23 protein-coding genes and 1 pseudogene are annotated in these 22,627 nt (G+C 39.4%); 16 read left to right on the forward strand and 8 right to left on the reverse strand.

Going from position 1 to position 22,627, the window contains the following annotated elements:
• Window positions 1-63: 63 nt before the first annotated feature.
• Both AB986_RS14060 and AB986_RS14065 read left to right on the forward strand, forming a co-directional pair.
• Complete coding sequence (locus tag AB986_RS14060; RefSeq protein ID WP_236690385.1) at window positions 64-1,005, forward strand: AraC family transcriptional regulator; 942 nt, start codon at window positions 64-66, stop codon at window positions 1,003-1,005.
• Between the two features lie 14 nt (window positions 1,006-1,019).
• Window positions 1,020-1,412, forward strand: coding sequence for a DUF1761 domain-containing protein (locus tag AB986_RS14065; protein ID WP_048311767.1), 393 nt, complete (start codon window positions 1,020-1,022; stop codon window positions 1,410-1,412).
• A 61-nt stretch (window positions 1,413-1,473) separates the two neighbouring features.
• Here the strand turns inward: AB986_RS14065 and AB986_RS14070 are convergent, their stop codons facing one another.
• Both AB986_RS14070 and AB986_RS14075 read right to left on the reverse strand, forming a co-directional pair.
• Window positions 1,474-1,938: a hypothetical protein gene (locus AB986_RS14070; protein ID WP_048311769.1), complete on the reverse strand. Its 465-nt coding sequence runs from the start codon at window positions 1,936-1,938 to the stop codon at window positions 1,474-1,476.
• Between the two features lie 15 nt (window positions 1,939-1,953).
• Window positions 1,954-2,328 (reverse strand): hypothetical protein, encoded by a 375-nt coding sequence (locus AB986_RS14075; protein WP_048312891.1) that lies wholly within the window; start codon window positions 2,326-2,328, stop codon window positions 1,954-1,956.
• 235 nt (window positions 2,329-2,563) lie between these two features.
• Between AB986_RS14075 and AB986_RS14080 the strand changes: the two genes are divergently transcribed.
• Genes AB986_RS14080 through AB986_RS14100 form a run of 5 tightly spaced genes read left to right on the forward strand, consistent with a single transcriptional unit; the run spans window position 2,564 to window position 8,450 of the window.
• A complete protein-coding gene (locus AB986_RS14080; RefSeq protein WP_048311770.1) occupies window positions 2,564-3,343 on the forward strand; it encodes a hypothetical protein in 780 nt (259 codons plus the stop codon).
• Between the two features lie 39 nt (window positions 3,344-3,382).
• On the forward strand, window positions 3,383-3,688 hold the full coding sequence (locus tag AB986_RS14085) for a hypothetical protein (RefSeq protein ID WP_048311771.1): 306 nt from the start codon (window positions 3,383-3,385) through the stop codon (window positions 3,686-3,688).
• A gap of 24 nt (window positions 3,689-3,712) precedes the next feature.
• Window positions 3,713-4,018: a hypothetical protein gene (locus AB986_RS14090; RefSeq protein ID WP_236690386.1), complete on the forward strand. Its 306-nt coding sequence runs from the start codon at window positions 3,713-3,715 to the stop codon at window positions 4,016-4,018.
• A 19-nt stretch (window positions 4,019-4,037) separates the two neighbouring features.
• Complete coding sequence (locus tag AB986_RS14095) at window positions 4,038-7,688, forward strand: multicopper oxidase domain-containing protein (protein WP_048311775.1); 3,651 nt, start codon at window positions 4,038-4,040, stop codon at window positions 7,686-7,688.
• Between the two features lie 51 nt (window positions 7,689-7,739).
• Entirely contained in the window at window positions 7,740-8,450 is a 711-nt protein-coding gene (locus AB986_RS14100) for a hypothetical protein (RefSeq protein ID WP_048311777.1), read from the forward strand.
• A gap of 47 nt (window positions 8,451-8,497) precedes the next feature.
• On the opposite strand, the gene AB986_RS22110 is transcribed toward AB986_RS14100, so the two are convergent.
• Both AB986_RS22110 and AB986_RS14110 read right to left on the reverse strand, forming a co-directional pair.
• On the reverse strand, window positions 8,498-8,899 hold the full coding sequence (locus tag AB986_RS22110; protein ID WP_152670999.1) for a hypothetical protein: 402 nt from the start codon (window positions 8,897-8,899) through the stop codon (window positions 8,498-8,500).
• A gap of 195 nt (window positions 8,900-9,094) precedes the next feature.
• Window positions 9,095-9,289 carry a hypothetical protein gene (locus AB986_RS14110; RefSeq protein WP_048311780.1) on the reverse strand — a complete coding sequence of 65 codons (195 nt, stop codon included), beginning with the start codon at window positions 9,287-9,289 and terminating at the stop codon, window positions 9,095-9,097.
• 162 nt (window positions 9,290-9,451) lie between these two features.
• Between AB986_RS14110 and AB986_RS14115 the strand changes: the two genes are divergently transcribed.
• Window positions 9,452-10,030 carry an SCO family protein gene (locus AB986_RS14115; protein ID WP_048311782.1) on the forward strand — a complete coding sequence of 193 codons (579 nt, stop codon included), beginning with the start codon at window positions 9,452-9,454 and terminating at the stop codon, window positions 10,028-10,030.
• Window positions 10,031-10,075: 45 nt separating this feature from the next.
• Window positions 10,076-10,324 (forward strand): annotated as a pseudogene (locus tag AB986_RS21800) (DJ-1/PfpI family protein); the annotation flags it as partial.
• A gap of 40 nt (window positions 10,325-10,364) precedes the next feature.
• Here AB986_RS21800 and AB986_RS14120 read toward each other — a convergent pair.
• Both AB986_RS14120 and AB986_RS14125 read right to left on the reverse strand, forming a co-directional pair.
• A complete protein-coding gene (locus tag AB986_RS14120; protein WP_048311784.1) occupies window positions 10,365-10,901 on the reverse strand; it encodes a DUF6944 family repetitive protein in 537 nt (178 codons plus the stop codon).
• Window positions 10,902-11,189: 288 nt separating this feature from the next.
• On the reverse strand, window positions 11,190-12,392 hold the full coding sequence (locus AB986_RS14125; protein WP_048311786.1) for an MFS transporter: 1,203 nt from the start codon (window positions 12,390-12,392) through the stop codon (window positions 11,190-11,192).
• A gap of 128 nt (window positions 12,393-12,520) precedes the next feature.
• On the opposite strand from AB986_RS14125, the gene AB986_RS21805 reads away from it, so the two are divergent.
• From AB986_RS21805 to AB986_RS14135, 3 genes are all read left to right on the forward strand, one after another.
• A complete protein-coding gene (locus tag AB986_RS21805; protein WP_084006564.1) occupies window positions 12,521-12,679 on the forward strand; it encodes a DUF1540 domain-containing protein in 159 nt (52 codons plus the stop codon).
• Between the two features lie 433 nt (window positions 12,680-13,112).
• Window positions 13,113-14,807, forward strand: a complete 1,695-nt coding sequence (ilvD, locus tag AB986_RS14130) for a dihydroxy-acid dehydratase (protein ID WP_048311788.1) — start codon at window positions 13,113-13,115, stop codon at window positions 14,805-14,807.
• A gap of 60 nt (window positions 14,808-14,867) precedes the next feature.
• A complete protein-coding gene (locus AB986_RS14135; RefSeq protein ID WP_053216193.1) occupies window positions 14,868-15,914 on the forward strand; it encodes a nuclease-related domain-containing protein in 1,047 nt (348 codons plus the stop codon).
• 189 nt (window positions 15,915-16,103) lie between these two features.
• Here the strand turns inward: AB986_RS14135 and AB986_RS14140 are convergent, their stop codons facing one another.
• Complete coding sequence (locus AB986_RS14140; protein ID WP_048311790.1) at window positions 16,104-16,523, reverse strand: VOC family protein; 420 nt, start codon at window positions 16,521-16,523, stop codon at window positions 16,104-16,106.
• 233 nt (window positions 16,524-16,756) lie between these two features.
• Here AB986_RS14140 and AB986_RS14145 point away from each other — a divergent pair, with 233 nt between their 5' ends.
• A complete protein-coding gene (locus AB986_RS14145; protein ID WP_048311791.1) occupies window positions 16,757-18,238 on the forward strand; it encodes a catalase in 1,482 nt (493 codons plus the stop codon).
• Between the two features lie 104 nt (window positions 18,239-18,342).
• A complete protein-coding gene (locus AB986_RS14150; protein ID WP_048311793.1) occupies window positions 18,343-18,756 on the forward strand; it encodes an acyl-CoA thioesterase in 414 nt (137 codons plus the stop codon).
• 21 nt (window positions 18,757-18,777) lie between these two features.
• Here AB986_RS14150 and AB986_RS14155 read toward each other — a convergent pair whose 3' ends face one another.
• The gene (locus AB986_RS14155) at window positions 18,778-19,506 is read right to left on the reverse strand and encodes a SurA N-terminal domain-containing protein (protein WP_048311794.1); all 729 of its coding nucleotides are present in this window, start codon (window positions 19,504-19,506) and stop codon (window positions 18,778-18,780) included.
• Window positions 19,507-19,691: 185 nt separating this feature from the next.
• Here AB986_RS14155 and hpaB point away from each other — a divergent pair, with 185 nt between their 5' ends.
• Together hpaB and AB986_RS14165 are read left to right on the forward strand one after the other, a co-directional pair.
• Entirely contained in the window at window positions 19,692-21,137 is a 1,446-nt protein-coding gene (gene hpaB, locus AB986_RS14160) for a 4-hydroxyphenylacetate 3-monooxygenase, oxygenase component (RefSeq protein WP_084006566.1), read from the forward strand.
• Window positions 21,138-21,256: 119 nt separating this feature from the next.
• Window positions 21,257-22,582 carry a short-chain fatty acid transporter gene (locus AB986_RS14165; protein WP_048311796.1) on the forward strand — a complete coding sequence of 442 codons (1,326 nt, stop codon included), beginning with the start codon at window positions 21,257-21,259 and terminating at the stop codon, window positions 22,580-22,582.
• Window positions 22,583-22,627: the final 45 nt, after the last annotated feature.

The following is a 22,627-nucleotide window of genomic DNA, read 5'->3' on the forward strand; positions in this document are numbered from 1 at the left end:
TCCGATACTTTAAATATAGCGAAACGACATACCCGCAAATGCAATTAACAAAGGAGTTATCCAGTGATATACGGAACTGATCAACAAAGACAGATCTATCTTGTACTAGAATACATAGAAGAGCATTTAGAGGAATCACTGCCTCTCGAAAGACTCTCCAAAGTTTCAACCTATTCGTCTTTTTATTTTCAAAAGTTGTTCAAAGGCATTGTTGGTGAAACACCAGCTAACTACGTTAAACGACTCCGAATCGAGAGAGCTGCCCATTTATTAATCTATGAACAAGGCATACCGATTACAGAGATAGCGTTTATGTGTGGTTTCACATCGCTATCCTATTTTACGTATTCATTTAACACCTATTTTCAGGTTAGCCCGAAGAAATGGAGAGAGGGTGCTTATTTAGAGCATTTTTCGAGAGAATATCATCATAGCAAGAAATCTAAACAAATGAGCCATAATGTGAAAGATAATAGTAGCAGTAGCACGTATACTACATTTAAGTGGTTGGCGTTAGAGAGAGTGAAAGTAGTTGAATTACCGAACCGCTCCATTGTGAAAAGGTACAGTAGAGGACCATACACAGAAGGGATCCCGCAAGTTTGGGAAGAATTCTTTCACTACGCCAATGCGAGAGGTTTGCTCAATCAAGGGATGGTCTTTGGTACCCCAAAGAATAATCCATATATTACACCACCAAGTAAAAGTCGCTATGATTACTGCATTGAAATAAAGAAAGGTAATGCAGAAGACCTTGAAAATGAGATTGTAACTCAATTTACAGGTGGAAAACACGTTTTGTATGAATTCGCTGAGCCAGTTGATTACGCTGAACGAAACAAATTAATTGAATGCTATGCAGAGCTGTATAGCTACTGGTTACCGGGAAGTGGTTATAAGTATCTTGGCAATCCCATTGAACTAGTTCAATTTGAACAGCAAAATTCTTCTTTAACAGTAGTCACGAAAATAAAGGCGATCGCTTTAGCCATAGAGCCAAAATAATAGGGGGTAACAATATGTTAGCAATTAATTATTTAGCAGTACTTATAGGGGCAATCGTATACATGATGTACGGAGGAATTTATTATTCTATTTTACTTTCTGATAAAAAAGGAGCTCATAACGAGGAAATTATAAGCAATCAAAGTAAAGGTTTAGGCAAATATGTTTTCGCTGTCATCATTGCATTTATTAGTTCATTTTTCGTAGCTGTTCTAGTACAAGCAACTGGTTCTGACAACATCCTTACGGGAGGTGCTATAGGTTTTGTCATCGGCCTGCTGATCTCAATCGTATATTTTAAAAATCAATTATTCGGGCTGATGTCAACGAGAGCATTTTTGATGGCTATCGGTGATCACCTTGTTGTTTTCACCTTGCTCGGGCTTATTCATGGGATTATGTCATAAGTTTAGCCACCAAATCATAATTTGGTGGCTTTTGTTTTGAAGTTCGCTTCCATTGGTATGTTCATACTTTAAAGGAGTAGTAAAGTAACCCAAGTGTCGAAACCGTTAAGAATGATATAAAGGAGGATAGAACAATAATAGACTGATTTAACATCGCTTCATTAACCGCTGGCAAGCGACATAGAGAAGGATTATAGACGACTACTCCTAACATCATGCCCATTAGCGCTCCGACTGTGCCATGGAAGAAGCCGGCCAAAACAGAGTGGAACTTGACGATAGATCCAATTATGACCCCAGACCCACCCCCAATTACAACAACTACACAACTAATGAATTCAGCATAATCAGGCAGCAGAAGATAAAGGTGCATTCCAATAGAGAAGTTGAATACACCGCTGTAAGTAGTTGCTACAATCATCCCGAATCGATCACTAAATAACTTACGAGATTGAAACATTTTTCTGAATAGTAGCAGGCCTAATAATAAGGTAAATAGCAATGATCCTAATACATAGTGCTCCATTTACATTACCTTCTTTTATGAATTTCGTATGGCTAGAAACAAGATAATGAACGATATACCAAATGCTGCTTCGACTAGTCCAATAAATAATGTACTAAAGTTTGCAGATGCTCCAATCATGGGTGCCATTAATCCCATCGTCATTCCACTTCCATAGCCTGTTAAAAGGGTTTGATAATCAAACATACCCCCGAATAAACTTCCAATAAAAATTCCTGTTAAGGTTGAGATAATGGTTATCCAAGTAAAGTGGAAAGGATATTGGTAAATCAAAAGGATACCAGTTGTCATTGCAGCCATTCCACCTATAATGGTCGAAATATTCATACCCAGTTGAAAACCAATTAGTTTACGATTTTTATTTACATAATAGTAACTAATAGACATCATTAAGAAATTTCCGTACAAAATCCAACCAAGTATAGTAATGAATATCTCCCTCCCCCATGAAACACGATTTTTTCCTAGAGCAAATCAAAACACCGCATAACGTTATAATATTAAGTTAAACCTTCGTACATAACCATTACATTAACTTGTGGAATAAGTTGTATTGAAAAAGAATGACATATATGTGAAGAGAATTCGATATATATAGCTGAGGTTAGAATGATGGGGGAAGCTTATGAAGCAAAATAAAACGATTCGATTACCGGAGTATACAAAGGAGTTACTCGAAAAACGTGAAAGAGAAGTGATTACAGAAGACCTTTACAATCTTGCAGATAGTGATGATCAGTTAACATCTCCGACGACTTCAACCACTACAGAAGAAACTAGGCTTTTTATGGAATACATGTCGCTTAGTAATTTGCAAAATATCGCAAGTACAGATGAATTAAAAGGGAAGTATTTGACTCTTAAGAAGTTTTTTAAGTCGAAACGGAACCAACAGGTTGAAGTTTACTCAAGATCTGGTGTCAACGAGAAAATCTACACAGAAGGGAAGGTGAGTGCTATTGGGCGAGATTTTGTAATGCTTACAAATCTAAAAGACCGTATTTGGATTCCATATGACTATATTGACAGAGCGAATATTCCGTTTGGTATACCGAATTATTCCAATTCGCATCAACATTATATCTATGACAATGATCTACGGACCAAACTCTTAAGGAACTTTGGAGAAACGGTTTCAAAACGAGAAGTTTTGCGGCAACAATTCTATGAAGAGACGTTGCAAACCAATCTTAGCTCATGGAAAGGTTCCTGGGTAGATGTTCACATTAAGGATGGGGCCAAGAAGAAAGGAAGGATTACAAATTCTGAACAAGGAAAGCTTACCCTTTATTCTCAGGTGAAAGATGATGGTGTGGAAATGCAAAATATACAATTTATTAAAACCCTTCGCTTTTTTCAAGTGACGGCTTTTTTATTTAGAAGAGTACTAAAGGGTAGTGAGTAATGGAATGAAGAATGAAGCAGTGAAAAGGGAGGTCTGTTTGTGGAGAGTAAACGTCATCCAAAACAAGAGGATCGGTTATATAAAGAGTTAAAATCTCATTTGGGGAAAGAGGTATTGATTATAACTGAATCAGATCAATTGAATTTATTCGGGCAAACGTTTCGACCTATTTTCTGCGGGAAGTTGATAGATGTTTATCGTGGTCATATCGAGTTATTTCCGGTCATTATTAAAATGGTAAATGCACCATTTTTTGAATTTCCGACGCCCCTTTGTGTTCCATTAGAAAAAGTTTCGCAATTCACGTTGGATTTTGATTGTGACAGACAATTTCCTCTTACTTAAACTAGAGAGGTGGAATGATTTTAAGTGCCAAATAATGAAGATTATATTGTGAAGGTTCCTACCATAAATGATATACACGATCAAATGTTAATTAAGTACTTTGAAGATGAAGTAGGAAGAAAAGCGATAATCTTATGTTCTTCTTTTCCATTTGTTTTTATAGGAGTTATTATAGAGGTCATTGATGACTATGTGGTTGTTGATGTAGAGACAACGAGTATTTCTCAATTAGAAGACAGGGACTGGTATATTCATATTCATGATATAGAGGTTTTCTATATTGAAGATGGTGAAGGGCCACGAATTCCTGAGTTAAGAGACGGAGATTAAAAATTAGGAGTGGTGAGGAATGAAACGTTGTTATCATGTCGTTGCCATTCCCATTCGGATTGTTCTTAATCATTTTGGTGACTACAATCCAAATGGCATGATGTATGTGCTCAAAGAAAATGAATGTAAAGTAAAAGAATTGGTAGAGAAGCATCCATTTAGTCCAGTCGACTTAGTTCAGCCACTAGTGATTCGTGCGAATGAGGGGGATGAAGTAGAAATCCTTTTTGAAAACCAACTCCCTTTTGCTACGGGAATGAATTTTCAGGAAGCAGATTATGATGTTCAAACTTCGGATGGGGCGAATGTTGGATTTAACGAGAATACACTAGTAGATTGCGGCGAACAAACACTGTACCAGATAACCGCCTATCATCAGGGTGTCTATTTTTTCTCGGATTTAGGTAATCCTGCTAGTAGTGATCAGGGATCAAATATTAACGGATTATTTGGAGCGTTATTTGTTCAATCAAGAGGATCTTCATGGACAGATCCGATAACAGGGGGATGTATTGAAAGCGGAATGTATGCGGATATCCACCATCCCTTTCTACCTTCTTTTCGCGAATATGCTTGGATATTTCATGATGAAATGCCTACTGTGGATTTAACTGGTAATAAACCTCTCGATCCTGTTACGAATCAGGAAAGAGAGTCGACTCATGCTATTAACTATCGATACGAACCACTTGAGAATCGGAAAAAACTGATTGACGAAGGAGTGGTATGTCCAGATTGCGATGGGGAGGAAGTCCACCATGACTCATGGGTGTTTGGAGATCCCGCATCTCCAATTCTAAGAGGGTATGTTGGAGATCCAGCGACGATACGAATCGTTCATGGTGGCGTTAAAGAAACTCATGCTTTTCACTACCATGTCCATCAATGGTTTGATGATCCTACAAACCAGGATTCAGAGATCTTTGATTCACAGGCAATCAGTCCTCAAACATGGTACGATATTAAGCCATTTTATGGACTAGGAAGTCTACAAGGAGCAATAGGCGATGCGATTATACACTGTCATCTTTATCCACATTTTGCTGTTGGTATGTGGGGGATGAATCGAATATTTGACACGCTTCAGGATGGGAGTCAATGCTATCCAAATGGAGAACGGATTGATGCTCTTCAACCACTACCTGATCGTCCTAGACCCCCTTCTCCGACGAAAAAAAGACCAGGATTCCCTAATTTTATTCCAGGTAAAGTAGGATGCAAGGCACCAAGACCACCACTCGGAATTGTTGGTGGAAGAGGTTTAACAGAATTAGAAAAGAATGCTGCGGTGAGAAATCCAAGACCTGGCGCCGTATTTGCCGACCCATGTGCCGTAGCGGATGCACCAGTTGTGAAAGAGTTTAATATATCAGTTATTCAATTGCCTCTTATCTACAACCGTCAGGGTTGGAATGATCCAAAAGGTAGGATTTTTGTGAAAGATGAAGATATTGAAGATATATGTGCAGGAAGGAAAGAACCAGAACCACTCATTATTCACATGACAGCAGGAACGTGTATTAGAATTAATTTCACGAATCGCCTTCCACATGTAGCAGATGGCGATGTTTTTCAGTTAGTTACGCGGACATATGAGGTAGGTATGCATATCCACTTCGTGAAATTTGATGTATTGGTAAACGATGGTGCGAATGTGGGATGGAACTATGACTCAAGTGTTTTACCAGGAGAAACAATTAGATACGAATATTTTGCTGATGTTGAATTAAAAGCATGGTTTTTTCACGACCATTTGTTTGCCAATTATCATCAGCAGCATGGGTTGTTTGGATCAGGCGTTGTTCATCCTAGGTTCACCAAGCTTCTCGATTCATGTTCAGGCAAAGAAGTTGATAGCGGAGCACAGGTTACTGCGACGCAGCCTCTTATTCCAGATTATCGAGACCTAACATTAATGGTCCATGACTTTGCACTTATCTATGATCAAGATGGATGTCCTCTCAATCCACCAGAGTATCCAAGTTCGCCTGATGATCCAGGATTGTTCGGGGTGAATTATAAATGTGAACCACTCCAATTTCGTCTAAATAGTCCTGAATGTGATCCTGCTTATTCATTTAGTTCCTTTGTTAATGGTGATCCAGTTACGCCTATTCTTCATTGTTACAAAGGTGATTCGTTGCGCATTCGTTTATTGCAAGGTGCTCAAGAAGAGTCACATAGCTTTAATATTCATGGACTAAGGTGGAAGACAGAAAGACCTGACGTAGAATCACGATTTGATTCTCAACAGCATATTGCCATTTCAGAATCGTTTACATTTGAGACATACGCAAAGAACTCAGGAGATTATTTGTGGACATTTGAAACGGAGGAGGACTTATGGAATGGGTTGTGGGGCTTAATTCGTGCGTATGACGAAAAAGTTGATTTCCTCATACCACTTCAAGATCGAGACCCACCACCGAAGCGAACGCAGCCCCTACCTGAATGTACTGGGTGTCCGCCGGCTCCACCGAGTGTGATTGAAAGCGCTGCTCCATCTAATGCACCTTTAAAGCGCTTTGAAATTGTCGCTTTTCAAATTCCTATTCTATATAGCCATTTTGGTGAACGTGATCCATTTGGGATTGTATTCGCGTTAGAAAAAGACATGAATGATATTCTAAAAGGTTATAAGGATCCAGAACCGCTTATTATAAGAGCAAATGTAGGAGACGAGGTTGAAGTTCACTTAACGAGTTTCTTAAATTTTAATCAATTTCCATTTCTCGATGGTATTTGGCCATATCCACCAGTTAAAGAACAGGCATTCTATCCACCATCGGTTCGAATTTCACTTCATCCTCAGTTAATTGATTACGATATTAAAACATCTTCTGGAGAAACAGTAGGATTTAATCCAGATCAAACAGCAGGTCCGAATGAAACCGTTACGTATCGGTGGTATGTGGATAACCCAGTTGGTACATGTGGTATGTGGGATATGACCGATATTCGAAATCATCGGTCCCTTGGAACATATGGAGCTTTCATCGCTGAACCAAAAGGAACAAAGTATTATGACCCTTATACCCTTCAGCCAGTCAATAGCGGAGCTCAAGTGATCGTAGTAAATCCACTACTTCCTGTTACAAGAGAATTCGTCCTCATTATGTATGACGGTGCAAGATTGGTGGATAAATCAAAACAACTAATTGTCGATCCAGTTGATGGAATTCTTCTTCTTGATGAAATCGATGAAGATCTTGTTGATACGTATGATAATGGATCGAGAGGGTTTAATTATCGTACTGAGCGTTTGATTAATCGCTATACTAAACGTGCAGTATTGAAGGATTTGTTTAGTTCAAACGTACATGGAGACCCTTCAACTCCATTGCTTGAAGCCTACAAGGGAGATCCTATTACGATACGATTATTAAATCCTTCGGAAAGAAGACGTGCCCATGGGTTCCACCTTCATGGTCACTATTGGAACTCAGATGATACGGATTTATCTTCACAAATTAGGTCATTCTCACCTGGAATCGTAACAGGATTCACTGCTGACTTACCTTTGCATTATGGTGCTGGTAGTTTCTATAACCTCTCAGGAGATTATATGTATCGTTCTGGCAATATCCGCTGGGATCTCGAACAGGGAATATGGGGGATAATGCGAGTTTATGATGCGATACAGGCACACTTACCCCCTTTGGAAAAATAGAGTATACGGCGGTTGTTCTATTTTGGGGAGTGGTAAAGGAGGTCACCTTTTTTGGGGAAGAAAAAGAAAGCAAAGTCAAGACGTTCAAAGGAATGCAAAAAGGAACAATTCCCATCACCAAATAGTTGTTTACCTAAAGATGTTCTAGAAAAACTAGAAGCTGAGATTAAAGAAGCGAATGAATTACTGTTAGATTTGGCGTTATCCGGAGAAAGGACTCTAGATGAATCGTTCAGTGAAGCGTTTAAAGGGTTAATAGGTCAGGTTGTAGAGTTGAAATTAAATTGTGAGAACGAATGTGAGGTTCAAGAAGAGGAAGAGGAAGAGGGAGAGGAAGACACTTTAACCGTTACAGGTCGAGTATTTCTAGCAGGCACCAACTTTTGTTCATTGAAATCAGATGAAAAAGAACGATTAGTTCCTTATGAAAGTATTTGTTTTATCTATCCTAACAATCGATTTGCTAAGCCCATTCATGAGCCAGCGCTACTTGATATTGGTCCTCTTTTTCGTAAATGTCTTACAACAGACTTCGGTTCAATTGTCTCTGGTTCACCTGAGTTAATCCAACTATTCTATGGTTTAGATTTAGCGGTATATTTGTTGCGGTTCATTAATGAAGATCTAGTTGTTCATATAGGAAATAAAAAAAATCAGGGGATATTAAAATGTGTAGACAAAAGTTCACTCGTTCTATGTATAGAAGAAGAGAATCAACTTATTTCGTTTGGTGATCTATGTTTTATTGAATTAAAGAAGTAAAAAGTCAAAGAAAGTATGCTTAATTAAGCATACTTTCTTTATAATCTTTATTTGCAGTTGCAATCACAATCGCATCTGCAGCAATTATTAACTTTTATTCCGCTAATGTTCTTTATTGGAATAATAAATGTGTCTTTTTTATTTACTTCACATTCATCACCTGGGTCAGAATCTACTTTTCTAATCTCTACGTAGTCACTGCCAACAAAACAAATTTTCGCAATAACCTCTTCACACTCTCCACCACATTCAACTGTTAATTTAACTTCACAGTCAATAAGTTGACGAAGCCGGAAATTCAATCCACTTTGTAAACCACCTAAACGAACTTTAAATCGATCATCACAAATAAAACGATCGCATTTTGAATGTCTATCGTACCGACTATGGTATTTATCATAATAAGGTTTTCTACATTTTGGGCAATTTGAATCATAAGAACAACTCAATTCTATTCCTCCTCTATTTTTGTTTTATTTATCTAGCTAAGTTAGCTCATAATGTTGATTGATCGATTTGTCACAACAGGGCGTAAATGAGCCAAAAATCAACACTGTTCATTAACATAGCCATTTATTTAAATGGAATCACCTTTATTGAATAATAATTTTAACGATACTTTCTCCTTGTAGATCTAGGTCTTTTTACAGGTTCGTCAAAGAGTGAAGAGGATCTCCACTTCCTCTTACTTTTAACCTTCTGATTGGCATGACATAAATCAGCCTGTGGATAAGTGCAAAAGTTGTATTCATCGCAATTGCAATATTCTTCACAAACGCAATACTCATCACACATACAATACTCGCCGTTAGCATGATAATCCATCTAATACCCCCCAATCTGTTTCACCACTAATAGCTTATGTGAACTTCAATTAGGTGCTTGGTTCATTATCATGATTTTAAATAAGTAATTTACAAACAATTGGATAATGAGAATCTATTCTGTTCTCATTCACTACAGTTGTTCATACGTTTACTACTAAGGGAGGGGCGGAGCAAATGAGGAAAATGATTTATTTGTTTCTATTCCTATTAGGGTTTTGCTTAGTTTATTTTTTTTGGCCACAAGATGAATTACCAGTGATCAAAAAGGTTAATTCATTTGAATTAATTTCGACCGAAGAAGAGACCTATCAGTTAGATAACTCAAAAGTGAAAATTATAAGCTTTTTTTATACGAATTGTCCGGATATTTGTCCATTAACTCTCTCTGATATGAAGGAATTGCAAACCACTTTAAAGGAAGAGGGCTTATTCGAGACAGAAGTAGAACTTGTAGCGATTACGCTTGATCCAGAAGTGGACGATCTTGCAAAAATCAAAGAGTACGCACTTTTATATGATGCGGACGTTCAAGGATGGAAATGGTTATCTGGTTCAAAAGAGAAAATCGAAGAAGTGACTACTACGTTTAACATGGTTGCTAAGAAGATGGATGATGGCTTTGTAACACATAGTACGAATATGTATTTAGTAGATGGAAAGCAACAAATACGGGGGATCTATGATATGGCAACAATTAAACAGAATGTTGATAACGATAAAATTATGGAAGATGTTCACGCTTTACTTCAGTAGTAATCGTAACTATTAGAACAAGTAGATGCTTACGGTTCTTTTGGTGATGTCGATCCGTCTAAATACGACGGATTAATGATTCCAGGTGGAAGGGCACCTGACTATATTCTCTTAAACGAACATGTGTCCAATTTGGTTAGACACTACTTTGAGGAGAAAAAAACCTGTAGTCGATTTGCCACACACCCATTTTCCGTGTGGCGGGCGATGAGCCTCATTCTGCTCCAATCACTGAGTGTGATTTATCTCACTATTTGTTCAAAAAACAACAATCTTTTAGAAAAGAGCCATTAAGATAAACGAAGAAACCCCTGGCGTGAAGTCCAGGGGTTTCTTATGGATATTTTGTTTGCCCAATAGCTGAAATAACCGATCCAACAGCTTGAATCCAGCTTCCGACTACATTTAGTTCTTGCCCTTCTTTACCTTGAAGTTCTTTAATGCCTGATATTGATTGTAGGGAGTTACCAATAGCCTGTAATAAGTTTCCGTAGATTGAGTAGAGTGCACTTGTTGAACGCTCCCCACCTAACGCATCCGCAAGGGAGACACCCCCACCGAGCGCTTGAAGCCAGTTTCCATCAATATTTAATATTTGTTTCACATCGTTAGTAAAGTCGATTAATATACCAGTAATGACAGTGGAGTTACCAACAGCCTGAATCTGATTCCCTAATTTATCTAGCGTTTCAGTTTCTATTGTATCGGCAATTAGAGCATTGCCTGTTCCCTGCATAACGTTACCGATTAAGTTAAGGCTATCAAGGAGGTCTGTGCTCAGTTCTTTTATCGGCGTGCTTCCAATTGCTGATAAAATGGTTCCGATTGCCTGAACCCAAGAACCAAATACTGCTTTTACTTCATTATCCATACCGAATCGCCTACTCTATAGTCGTCCTATAGTATTCTATACAAACGATAAGCGATTGGTTAATTAAAACTTATATCATTTTTTAAGGCTTTTTTCGTATACATCTTGCTATAAGAGTAGGGGGATTTCCGCTCGAGGATGCTCCCTTTCCGCGGGGCGGGACACTTGAGCCTCCTCGTCGCTCACGCTCCTGCGGGGTCTCACCTGTCCCGCTAGTCCCGCAGGAGTCGAACATCCTTCCGCTCCAATAAGCTAAGTGTGTTCTTTATTAAAAAGTTCCTTTATTGATTACCCTGCTTTCACATTTACAATTTCAGAAGTATTGCTTCGACGGTACTTTGAGAAGAACGTTATCGTGATGGTAAGTGATACTACCCCAAAAACGATCGCCATTGCTTGTAAGCCAATTAAGTCTAGCATCAATCCTGTGAGTAAAAGAACAGCCTGGAAGATGATCCGGTCAAGCATATTTCGAAACGAGAAGAATCGACCGTGATATTCTTTTGGAACTCTTGTTTGAAAGATGGTCGCAGCGGTTGGGAAGAAACATCCGACAGAGAAACCAAACGTGACAAATGCGATGATTGCTAACACTGGACTGGACGCAAAAAATAATAAGAGCTGTGATAATCCGATGATAAATGAGAAAAGGAATAAGATCGTATAAGGTGACATGTGCTTCGATAATCGCTTAACTGTGAACGCGCCAATCATGAATGAAAGACCTTCTGCTGTGTAGATCCAGCTTTTTATTAACGAACTGTCTTGAATTTCACTAATATTAATAACGATTAAATTGAAGCCACCGATAAATAATAACGGCACCATTGTCATGATAAGTGTCATCGTTACGATCGGCAGCTGCTTAACGATCGGAAATAGATTTTTAAACCCACCGCGATTGTTCGAAGCGCTTTGCTTCTGATCTTGATCTTCATCAATTTGAATGAAGAATGTCATAATAACTAAACATAAGTAAGCTGCTAATGAAACAACATACATCATCGATAACGACATCATAACGAGAAAAATACCTGCAACAGCTGTCCCGAGGATTCGTGACAATGTTGCTACATTCATGTGTACACCGTTCATTTCCAATAGTTCATGATCTTTCACAACAAGCGGAATCGCAGCCTGTAAAGCAGGGAAGTAGAAAGCGGCAGATACTTGAATCATGACAAGAAACACCACCATCCATAACACTGAATCAGTTTGGATCGCAATTAACATAAAAACGACACTAATTGTTCGGGCGAAACCTGCTACAAGCATGACCGTTTTCTTCTTATGCTGATCAGTCACCCTTCCTGCAAGCGGTCCTATCGCGACCCCTGCTAATAACCCTGCAGCCAAAATCACAGATTTCATAAAGTCAGATGGAACCTTTTCCTGCATAAATTCAAGATTACCTATAATTCCGAGCCATAACCCTAGACCTGCCACAAATTCTCCAATAAGCAAAATCCATACATTTTTATTTCTCCACATTGTTTCACTACCTTGATCTTTTTTTATTATCATACCACGAACAGTAATCGTCTTTTATGCGATTGTTTATTGGATAGTGGTATGGTGTCCTATAGAGTGGGCAAGCTAAGACTAAGGAGGTGAAGGGGATGGCATTGGATGTATTGTGTGAAGTTGCAAACTGTGTCCACAACCGTAACGGCCAGAAATGCGGTGCTGATGAAATATTCGTTGTTAGCCATAAAGGAAAACAAGCTAGCAATAGTGAAGAAACGGATTGTAAGACGTTCGAACCTGGAACCTTATAATTCGAAAGCAGCACACCTGATGGCTTCTTCATCTTCTCGATAGCGTGATTCAAATGATATAAGTAAAAGCCGGTACCTATGGGGACCGGCTTGTTTGTTATTTCTCTAACAACTTTTTTAGATTTCTATAATCGTTAGTCACAGATTTTTGTACCATTTTCTTCATAAGCGGTTTTGCGAGCTTAAATAAGTTGCCAGGATTTCCTTCTACAAAAGCTGTAACCTCTGCTCCATTTCTACAAGTTCAACTACACGTGTAACGGTTATGGTGAAAGTACTCTTTATACAATCGCATACATGTAATTATTGGTTGTGAAATAAAATTTCTGATAATTGTTTGCGTTAACGTGTGAAAACTAGTATCATCAAAGAATATAAATTTTGAATTGAGTAAATTATCTAATTTCATATGCGACTTGGAAGGGTGATTGGAATGGAAGGAAAGAAAGACTTACGTATTCGAAGCAAAGTGATCAGTGAAGGAGTAAACCGTGTTCCAAACCGCTCCATGCTTCGAGCTGTTGGGTTTACTGATGAGGATTTCAAGAAACCAATGATTGGCATTGCAAGTACATGGAGTGAAGTTACGCCGTGTAATGTACATATTGATGGGCTTGCTCGCGAGGCGAAGAGTGGAGCGAAGGATAATGGTGGCGCGCCGATGATCTTTAACACGATTACAGTTTCTGATGGCATCGCCATGGGACATGAAGGAATGTTCTATTCACTACCGAGTCGTGAAATCATCGCTGACTCCATCGAAACCGTGACAAATGCCGAGCGCTTAGACGGCATCGTTGCAATTGGTGGCTGTGATAAAACAACACCAGGCTGTTTAATGGCAATTGGGCGCATGAATATCCCATCTGTCTATGTATACGGTGGAACCATTCAGCCTGGAAAATTAAATGGCAATGACATCGATATCGTCTCTTCTTTTGAAGCCGTTGGACAATATAAAGCTGGCACAATAAATGACGAAGAACTTCACAAAGTCGAATGCAATGCCTGTCCAGGTGCTGGAGCGTGCGGTGGAATGTACACTGCAAACACAATGGCTTCAGCAGTTGAAGCGCTCGGTATGAGTATCCCTGGCTCTTCATCAACACCAGCAGTAAATAATTACAAAGAGTCAGAATGTCGCCAAGCTGGGGAACTTGTCGTGAATCTTCTTGAAAAAGACATTTATCCTCGCGATATCATGACAAAAGAAGCTTTTGAGAATGCGATCACAGTCGTCATGGCGCTTGGTGGGTCAACAAATGCTTTCCTACATCTAACAGCGATGGCTCATTCAGCGGGTGTCGATTTATCGCTTGATGATTTTGAGCGTGTTCGTGAGCGCGTGCCACATATCGCAGACATGAAACCAAGTGGTAAATACGTGATGCAGGACCTTTATGAAATTGGCGGTGTTCCAGCTGTAATGAAGCTTCTTCATGAACATGGATTGCTTCACGGTGATTGTCTAACAGTAACAGGGAAAACAGTTGCAGAGAATTTGGAAGAAGCACCTTCATTAAAAGAAGGACAGGAAATCATTCGTTCTCTAAACGATCCAATTAAAGCAAGCGGTCCACTTGTCGTGCTTCGTGGTAATCTAGCTCCAGAAGGTTCTGTTGCGAAAATGTCCGGTCAGAAGATCAGTCGTTTCGAAGGACCTGCTCGTGTCTATAATAACGAAGCGGAAGCGACAGCAGCGATTGAAGCCGATGATATTAAAGAAGGTGACGTTCTCGTTATCCGCAATGTTGGTCCAAAAGGCGGACCAGGTATGCCAGAAATGCTTTCCATCACATCTATGATTGTAGGAAAAGGATTGAACGGTAAGGTAGCCCTTATGACGGACGGCCGATTCTCAGGCGGTTCACACGGATTCGTAATCGGCCACGTATCGCCAGAAGCGTTCGTCGGCGGACCAATTGGCTTATTAAAAGAAGGAGACACCATTACAATTGATAGCGACAAACAACAAATCAATTTCGCCGTCTCCGACGAAGAGCTAGAAAGACGCCGAGCAGAGTGGGTTAGACCCGAGCTAAGATACAAAACAGGCATCCTAGGAAAATACGCAAGACTCGTTTCCTCATCTGCAAAAGGTGCGGTAACGGATCTGGATATTGAGTAGAGCATAGAATAGAAGAGAAGAGTTCAGCCAGCTTTCCTTTTTTTGGGGAGCTGGTTTTTTGTGAGGGGGAGAGAAGGGAATTGGATAGGGAGAGGAGAAGAGGAAGGAAGAACTGAAAAAGGAGCGATAAATGAATTGATTGGAAAGCTACATGATGCCCCGCTTAACCTCCTCAAGATGGACGCACTATTGCGTCGACTGCCGCCTTATCACAACCGATATGAAGAAGTGAAAGAACAACTGAAAATGTATAGCGCAGGATTTTATGGTGAAAAATCAATAGGTTTCCCACTTAGCTTTTTAGAAGAGAAACGGTTTATGATCTATCATGATTTGCGTTTATACGATGGCGCCCACCACTTTCAAATTGATACGCTCGTGATCTCTCAACACTATATTCTAATTATTGAAGTGAAGAACATTTCAGGAACTTTAATGTTTGATCCGAACTTTAATCAAATGATTCGTATTTCTAATACAAAAGAAGAAGCTTTCCCAGATCCTCTTACACAAGTCGAGAGACAGAGATACCAGCTTCAACTCTTTTTATCAAAATTAAAGTTACGCAAAATTCCAATTGAAACATTGATTGTAATAAGTAATCGAAGCACGGTCTTGAAAGCCACTCATGAAATCGATGCTATCACTTCTAAAGTGATTCGTAGTGAGTATTTGCCTACAAAAGTTAGATCTATTGATAAACGGTATCCTATTGAGATTCTAACGATGAAAGAAGTACGTAAATTAGGTCGCTTTTTAGTAAAACAACATGATCCTCTTGACCGGGATATATTAAAACAGTTTTCTATTCCCGTTGCTGATTTGTTAGTTGGTGTTCAGTGTTCAGGTTGTGCGCGGTTGCCTATGCTAAGAGTACATGGAAAGTGGTTTTGTGAGAGTTGCTCATTTGCTTCTAAGAATGCTCATTTAAAAGCTATAAATGATTATGCACTGCTTATTTCAAAGGAGATTACGAATCAAGAGTTGAGAGGATTCCTGGAATTAAGTTCAGAGGATGCGGCTACAAGACTATTAAAATCGATGAATCTCGAATTTAGTGGTGCAAACAAAGGTAGGCGGTATTTGCTCGAAATACATCAACTTTAAGGTTTCGCGGATATATTTGAAAAATCGCGGATATATCATCCGAATTCGCGGATAAAAAGAAAATTTCGCGGATATATTCAATATTTCGCGGATATCTCACTATTTCGCCCCCTCTCACCGTCCCCACCACCCCTCCCTTAAATCCACCCACCAAAAAAGCCTGCCACCACCGTGACAGACTCAAATACCTTATTTAGATTTCGCTTTTTCGTAGTTTAGATCCCAAATTACACCGTATGCATCCTTCACTTTAGCAAATGTTGCTCCCCAGAATGTATCTTGAAGCTCCATGTACACTGTTCCTTTTTCTTTTAGACGAGAGTATAGCTTTTGGATTTCTTCTTCACTATCAAGTTCGAGAGCTAGTGAGATGTTGTTACCGACAGTCACTTTCTGATTCAAGAATACGTCTGAGACCATGAAAAAGAGGTCGTCCTTTTTGAAGCGAGCATGCATGATATGATCATCGAGTTCAGGTGGAGATTCGAAATCTGCCTCACCAAACGTTTGGATATCAGTAATCTCACCTTCAAATACTTCTTTGTAATAATTTAATGCTTCACGCGCTGTTCCTTCAAATGAGAAATAGGGAATAGGATGGTGCTTCATTTACTTCACTCTCCTTTGTGATTAAGTAGGATGCTTCCTTCCTCATTATAGTCTAAGTGAATCGAAAAGAAAAACGAGAACATTTGTTTTCTTTTCATATAAATTCCTATCTATTATTATTCAAATTCAAGTTTACGAATGGTAGCTTCTGGGAACATATCCTAAGTGACTAAGGATTACTTTTCCTGCATTATTTTCTGCAGGGAATATCTATATAATAAGGAGTGTTTTGCATGGACGATCAAAACAAAAAGAAGTTCACGACCAATCAAGGTGTACCGATCTCAGACAATCAGAATTCAAAAACGGCCGGGCAGAATGGTCCAACACTTTTAGAAGACTATCAATTACTTGAAAAAATTGCTCACTTTGACAGAGAACGTATTCCTGAACGCGTCGTTCATGCGCGAGGAGCAGGCGCTCACGGTGTTTTTGTAACGAAAAATAGCATGAAAAAATATACAAAAGCTGCATTTCTTCAAGAAGAAGGAAAGGAAACGGAGCTATTCGCTCGTTTCTCAACAGTTATTCATGGGAAGCATTCGCCCGAAACAGCGCGTGACCCACGTGGCTTTTCTATTAAATTCTATACAGAAGAAGGAAACTATGATTTCGTAGGAAACACGTTGCCTATCTTCTTTATTCGCGATGCGATTAAATTCCCGGATGTTATTCATTCATTAAAACCAGATCCGGTTACAAATATTCAAGATCCTGCACGCTACTGGGATTTCTTTTCACTTTCCCCAGAGACAACGAACATGGCGATGCACCTGTTCACAGATGAAGGAATTCCGGCAACTTACCGTAACATGCGCGGATCGAGCGTCCATGCGTTTAAGTGGTTTAATGAAGATGGCGAGACATTCTACGTGAAGCAACGCTGGCAGCCGAAAGATGGTATTAAGAACCTTTCGCTTGAAGAAGCTGAAAAAGTTCAGGGGATGGACTTTAATCATGCGACGGGTGATCTTTATAATGCCATTGAAAAAGGAGAATTTCCTGAGTGGGATCTATATATACAGGTTCTTCGCCCAGACGAATTGAATAACTTTGACTTCAATCCACTTGATGCGACGAAAGACTGGCTTGAAGAGGACGTTCCATGGGAGTTTGTCGGTACAATGACACTTAACCGTAACGTAGATAACTTCTTTGCTGAAACCGAGCAAGTTAGCTTTAATCCTGGTGTACTAGTACCGGGTATGCTTCCTTCAGAAGATAAGTTGCTACAAGGTCGTTTGTTCTCTTATTCTGATACACAGCGCCATCGTGTCGGTACAAACTACCTTCAATTGGATATTAATAAACCAAAGACTAAAGTGAACAACTATCAGCAAGAAGGAAGCATGAACGACAATAAAGATATGGGTCATGTTAACTATGAGCCAAATAGTGCTTCTGGTGCTCCTTCTGAAGTGCCAGGTTATGAAGACGCTATGCAGCCAGTTTCTGGTCAAGCTGGACGTCAAGTAATCGATAAAGTAAACCATTTCGGTCAGACTGGACGTATTTATCGCAGTTGGGATCAGAATACGAAAGAGACGTTAATCAAGAACTTAATGAATGATTTCGATGGTATAGAAGATCGAGCAATTGTTGGACGAGCGATTGCTAACTTCTATCAAGCGGATGAGGAGTTAGGAAATACGCTTGGAGAGAAAGCGGATGTGAACTTCAAGCAATTTATTAACGAAGAACAATATCAATCATAGACACCACGTTAGAGCTTCCAGGTTATGCACCTGGAAGCTCTTTACGTTTTGAAAAAGGGAAGGTTTATAGTGATAACGAATACATAGTAAAAAGGAGTGACGTTATGTTTGAGAAAGTTATTGAGCCCCGCGTTTCTGAAACAGATGGGGCCGGGCATATTAACAATACGGTTATACCAGTATGGTTTGAATCAGGTCGGGATGATATTTTTCGTATGTTTAATCCCGATCTAGCGTTTCATGATTGGCATTGCGTTCTATTGAAAATGAATGTGGAATATCTTGCCCAGCTCTATTATGGGAAAGTGGTTACGGTTAAGACGTGGATCAGTCGGATTGGTAACAAAAGCTTTGAGGTGTATGAGGAAATTCACCAAGGGGATTCCGTATGTGTTAAGGGACGCGCTACATATGTGAATTATCATTTCGATGTTCAGAAAAGTGAACCGATTCCTGAGCACATTCGTGAACAACTTGAAGCGCATCTCTATGACAATAAAAAAACCGCTAGAGAATAAATCTCTAGCGGTTTTCATCGATTAGACGTTCATTTCAACATCTGCATCTTTTTTAAGCTTCTCTACGAGTTCTTGCATTTTCTTACCTTGTTTCTCTTTTTCTAAGCCTTCTTTAATCTGAGGCTTAACGTCTTCATAAGCAGGCATCTCTTCAGAGCTTCCTTGCTCTTTTGCTTTATCATAAGATTCTTTCATTTCTTCTTCAGTTACATCATCAACTTTTATTTCTTTCTCTACGTAAGTGGTATATAGAACGTTATTCGCGAGTTGCTCTCTAAGTTCCTCAACCTTCATATCATTTTCCTTAAGTGCAGCTTCAAATTGATCTTCGCTCTCAAAACTTTCTTTTACACCTTTAAGCTCTTCATCAACTTGTTCTTCAGTAGCTTCGTAGCCTTTATCCTTTGCATCTTGAAGGATTAGTTCCTGGCCAACAAGGCTTTCAACGATTTGTGTTTTCATCTGTTCAAGCTGTTCTTTAGGAACTTCTTGTCCCATCTGAACGTACTGCATTTGATTCTGAGTGTAGACCGGATTAAAGTCTTCCCCAGTAATTTCTGTTCCATTGACGGTAGCCATCACTTTATCTGCATCTACTTCATCAACTTCAGGTTGTTTCTGTTCCCCGGCTTTTTCTTCTGTTTTTGTATCTTCTTGTTTCTTGTCATTACTGCTGTTTTCATTACCTCCACAGGCTGCTAGAACGACTAACAATAATCCTGTGATAAGTAGATAAGTTAATTTACGCAATTCACATGCTCCTTTCGAAATGCTGTGTCTATTGTTCCACATATATACTGAATTGAAAACCCTTTTGCATAAGTATGGGATAAAAACCATATTATTATTACATTTTACAGGATAAAGGCATGTGCACTGTCTCCTCCTATCATTAGTGCATAGTGTAGTAAAGAAGCTATAAGGGAGGTGACTGTGTGATTAATGGTAAGGAGTATATTAATAGAATGGATGCTCTTCAAAGTGAAATTTGGATTAAGGGAGAGAAGTGTTCAGGGAAGCTTACAGAACTCGCTCCTTTTAAAGGAATACTGAAGAGCAAGGCTGCTCTTTATGACTACCAGTGTCAAGAAGAAAATCGCGAGCTTTTTCGTTATTCTCATCCTGACGGCAAAGGAGAATATGGCTTTTCTTATCATCAGCCTCTTTCATTGGAAGACTTAATTAATAGACGGAAAGCTACTCAGGAATGGGCGCGTATGAGTGCGGGTCTCATGGGACGTTCCCCAGATTACATGAATACGTTACTCATGGCACTAGGTACTGCAGCACCTCACTTTGCAAAAGATAGACAAGAATTTGGGGATAACATTAAACGGTTGTATGAACGTGCAAGGGACGAAGATCTATCGATTACCCATACATTTATTAATCCTCAAGTTAACAGGTCAATGGGACATTACTTGAATAGTTCAACTGTCACAGCAGCAAAAGTAGTAGAAGAGAATAAGGAAGGTATTGTTATTCAAGGTGCCAGATTACTTGCAACACAGGGAGGATTAACTGACGAGTTACTTGTTCTTCCTGCTGGCGGCCCTAGTTTTGATGATTCGTATATATTTGGGTTTATGATTCCGGCGAATACAAAAGGGTTGAAATTTCTATGTAGAGAATCCTTTTGCTACAGTGACTGTACTTTCGATCATCCACTTGCATCGCAATTTGAAGAGACCGATTCCATCGTTGTTTTTGAACAAGTTCTTGTTCCGTGGGAATGTGTTTTCGTTTACAAGAACCTCGAAGCGATGTCAACTGTTGATGAGGAAACAGGTATGTATGCCTTTTTACAGTACCAATCTGTTTGTAGGCAAATTGTAAAGCTCGAATACATTCTAGGTCTCTGTGAAATGATCGGAGATGCGATTCAAATACAAGAGTATGAACACGTGAAGCTGAAAATGAGTGAGATTATTAACGCTCTTGAAATTATGAAAGCACTTCTATTATCCTCAGAAGTTAATAGCCAACCGAATCGTTACGGTACAGTTATTCCAGCAAGTACCCCTTTGAAAGCAGCTATTCAATATTTTCCAGGTGTCTATCCAAGACTGATCGAAATTATTGAGATGTTAGGCGCTAGTGGGCTCATCTCTATCCCAACACAAGAGGATTTTCAATCGGAGATAAAAGAAGATCTTGAGCGCTATCTTCAAGGAGCAAATATTGAAGCAAAAGAACGTGTAAGGCTGTTTCGAGTGGCGTGGGATTTGAGTATGAGTGCATTCGGATCAAGACAAACGCAGTTTGAGAGGTTTTTCTTTGGAGATCCTGTTCGCCTGCAGGCTGTGCATTACAATAGTTATCCTATGCAGCCTTTTGTTGATCAGGTACAGGAGTTTCTTAACAGAATAGAGGAGAATTAAGTCGCATTTATGCGGCTTTTTGCCTATTTATGAAAGCGTTTTCTGATTTTGTGGAGGAATCGTGGTGAAATTCCACGAATGGATTTGGGATAGGATCATTGATTAAAGGAGTTGTCGTTATGCTAAAAGCCTCTATTGCGTTGTCGAATCGAATCATGCAGCGTTACTTACCCGATCCATTCTTATTTGTTGTCATTTTAACGTTAGTAGTGTTTGGTCTTGGATTGATCTTTACAGGTAGTTCGCCTGTTCAGATGGTTCAATACTTTGGGGAAGGATTTTGGAGTCTTCTAGCCTTCTCCATGCAAATGGTGCTTGTTCTTATGACAGGTTATGTGCTAGCAAGCAGTCCCCTTTTTAAAAAAGGGCTTAGCTATTTAGCTACTCTTGCAAAAACACCTGGACAAGCTATCATTTACGTTACGCTAGTTTCACTTGTTGCAAGCTGGATTAATTGGGGATTTGGACTTGTTATTGGCGCATTATATGCAAAGGAACTTGCAAGGAAAATAAAGAAAGTGGACTATCGTTTACTCATTGCGAGCGCTTATAGTGGTTTTCTTGTATGGCATGGCGGACTTGCAGGATCAATTCCACTAACGGTTGCAACACCTGGCCATTTTACAGAGGAGCTCATTGGTGTGATATCAACGAGTGAAACAATCTTTTCATTTTTTAATTTAATGATTGTTGCTTCTCTATTTGTAGTTCTACCTGTTGTCAATTATTTGATGTCACCTTCTGAAGATGAAAGAGTACATGTAGACCCCTCTTTACTGAGGGAGGACAATCTTCAAGCTGCAGCCTCGGAGATGGAATGGACTCCTGCTGAGCGTTTAGAAAATAGCAAAATTGTTTCAATCATAATAGCTTTTGTAGGTCTTTCATATCTGGTCTATTATTTTGTAAATGCAGGATTTGAACTTAATCTCAATATCGTTAACTTTGGGTTTCTCTTCTTAGGGATTCTATTTCATGGAACTCCACGAAACTTTCTTGAGTCAGTGAGTGATGCCGTAAAAGGAGCAAGTGGAATTATTATTCAGTTTCCATTCTATGCGGGAATTATGGGGATGATGGTTGCTTCTGGTCTTGCTGCTCAGCTTTCACAAGGTTTCGTATCAATTTCGAATGAATTCACTTTTCCATTCTTTGCGTTTCTAAGCGCAGGAATCGTGAACTTCTTTGTCCCCTCTGGAGGAGGACAGTGGGCGGTTCAGGCGCCAATTATGCTTGATGCAGCTAAAGAGCTTGGTGTTTCTATCCCGAAGACCGCAATGGCGGTAGCATGGGGAGATGCCTGGACAAACATGATTCAACCATTCTGGGCGTTACCTGCCCTTGCTATAGCGGGATTGAAGGCAAAAGATATTATGGGTTATTGTTTCATTGTATTACTAGTAAGTGGGGTAGTTATCTCTGCAGGGTTAGTAATCATTAATTAATTAATTAATTAATTAATTAGATAAAGGAAAAAGCATCTTGATGCT

The sequence above is a fragment of the Guptibacillus hwajinpoensis genome, from assembly GCF_001039475.1.
Lineage (GTDB): Bacteria > Bacillota > Bacilli > Bacillales > Guptibacillaceae > Guptibacillus > Guptibacillus hwajinpoensis.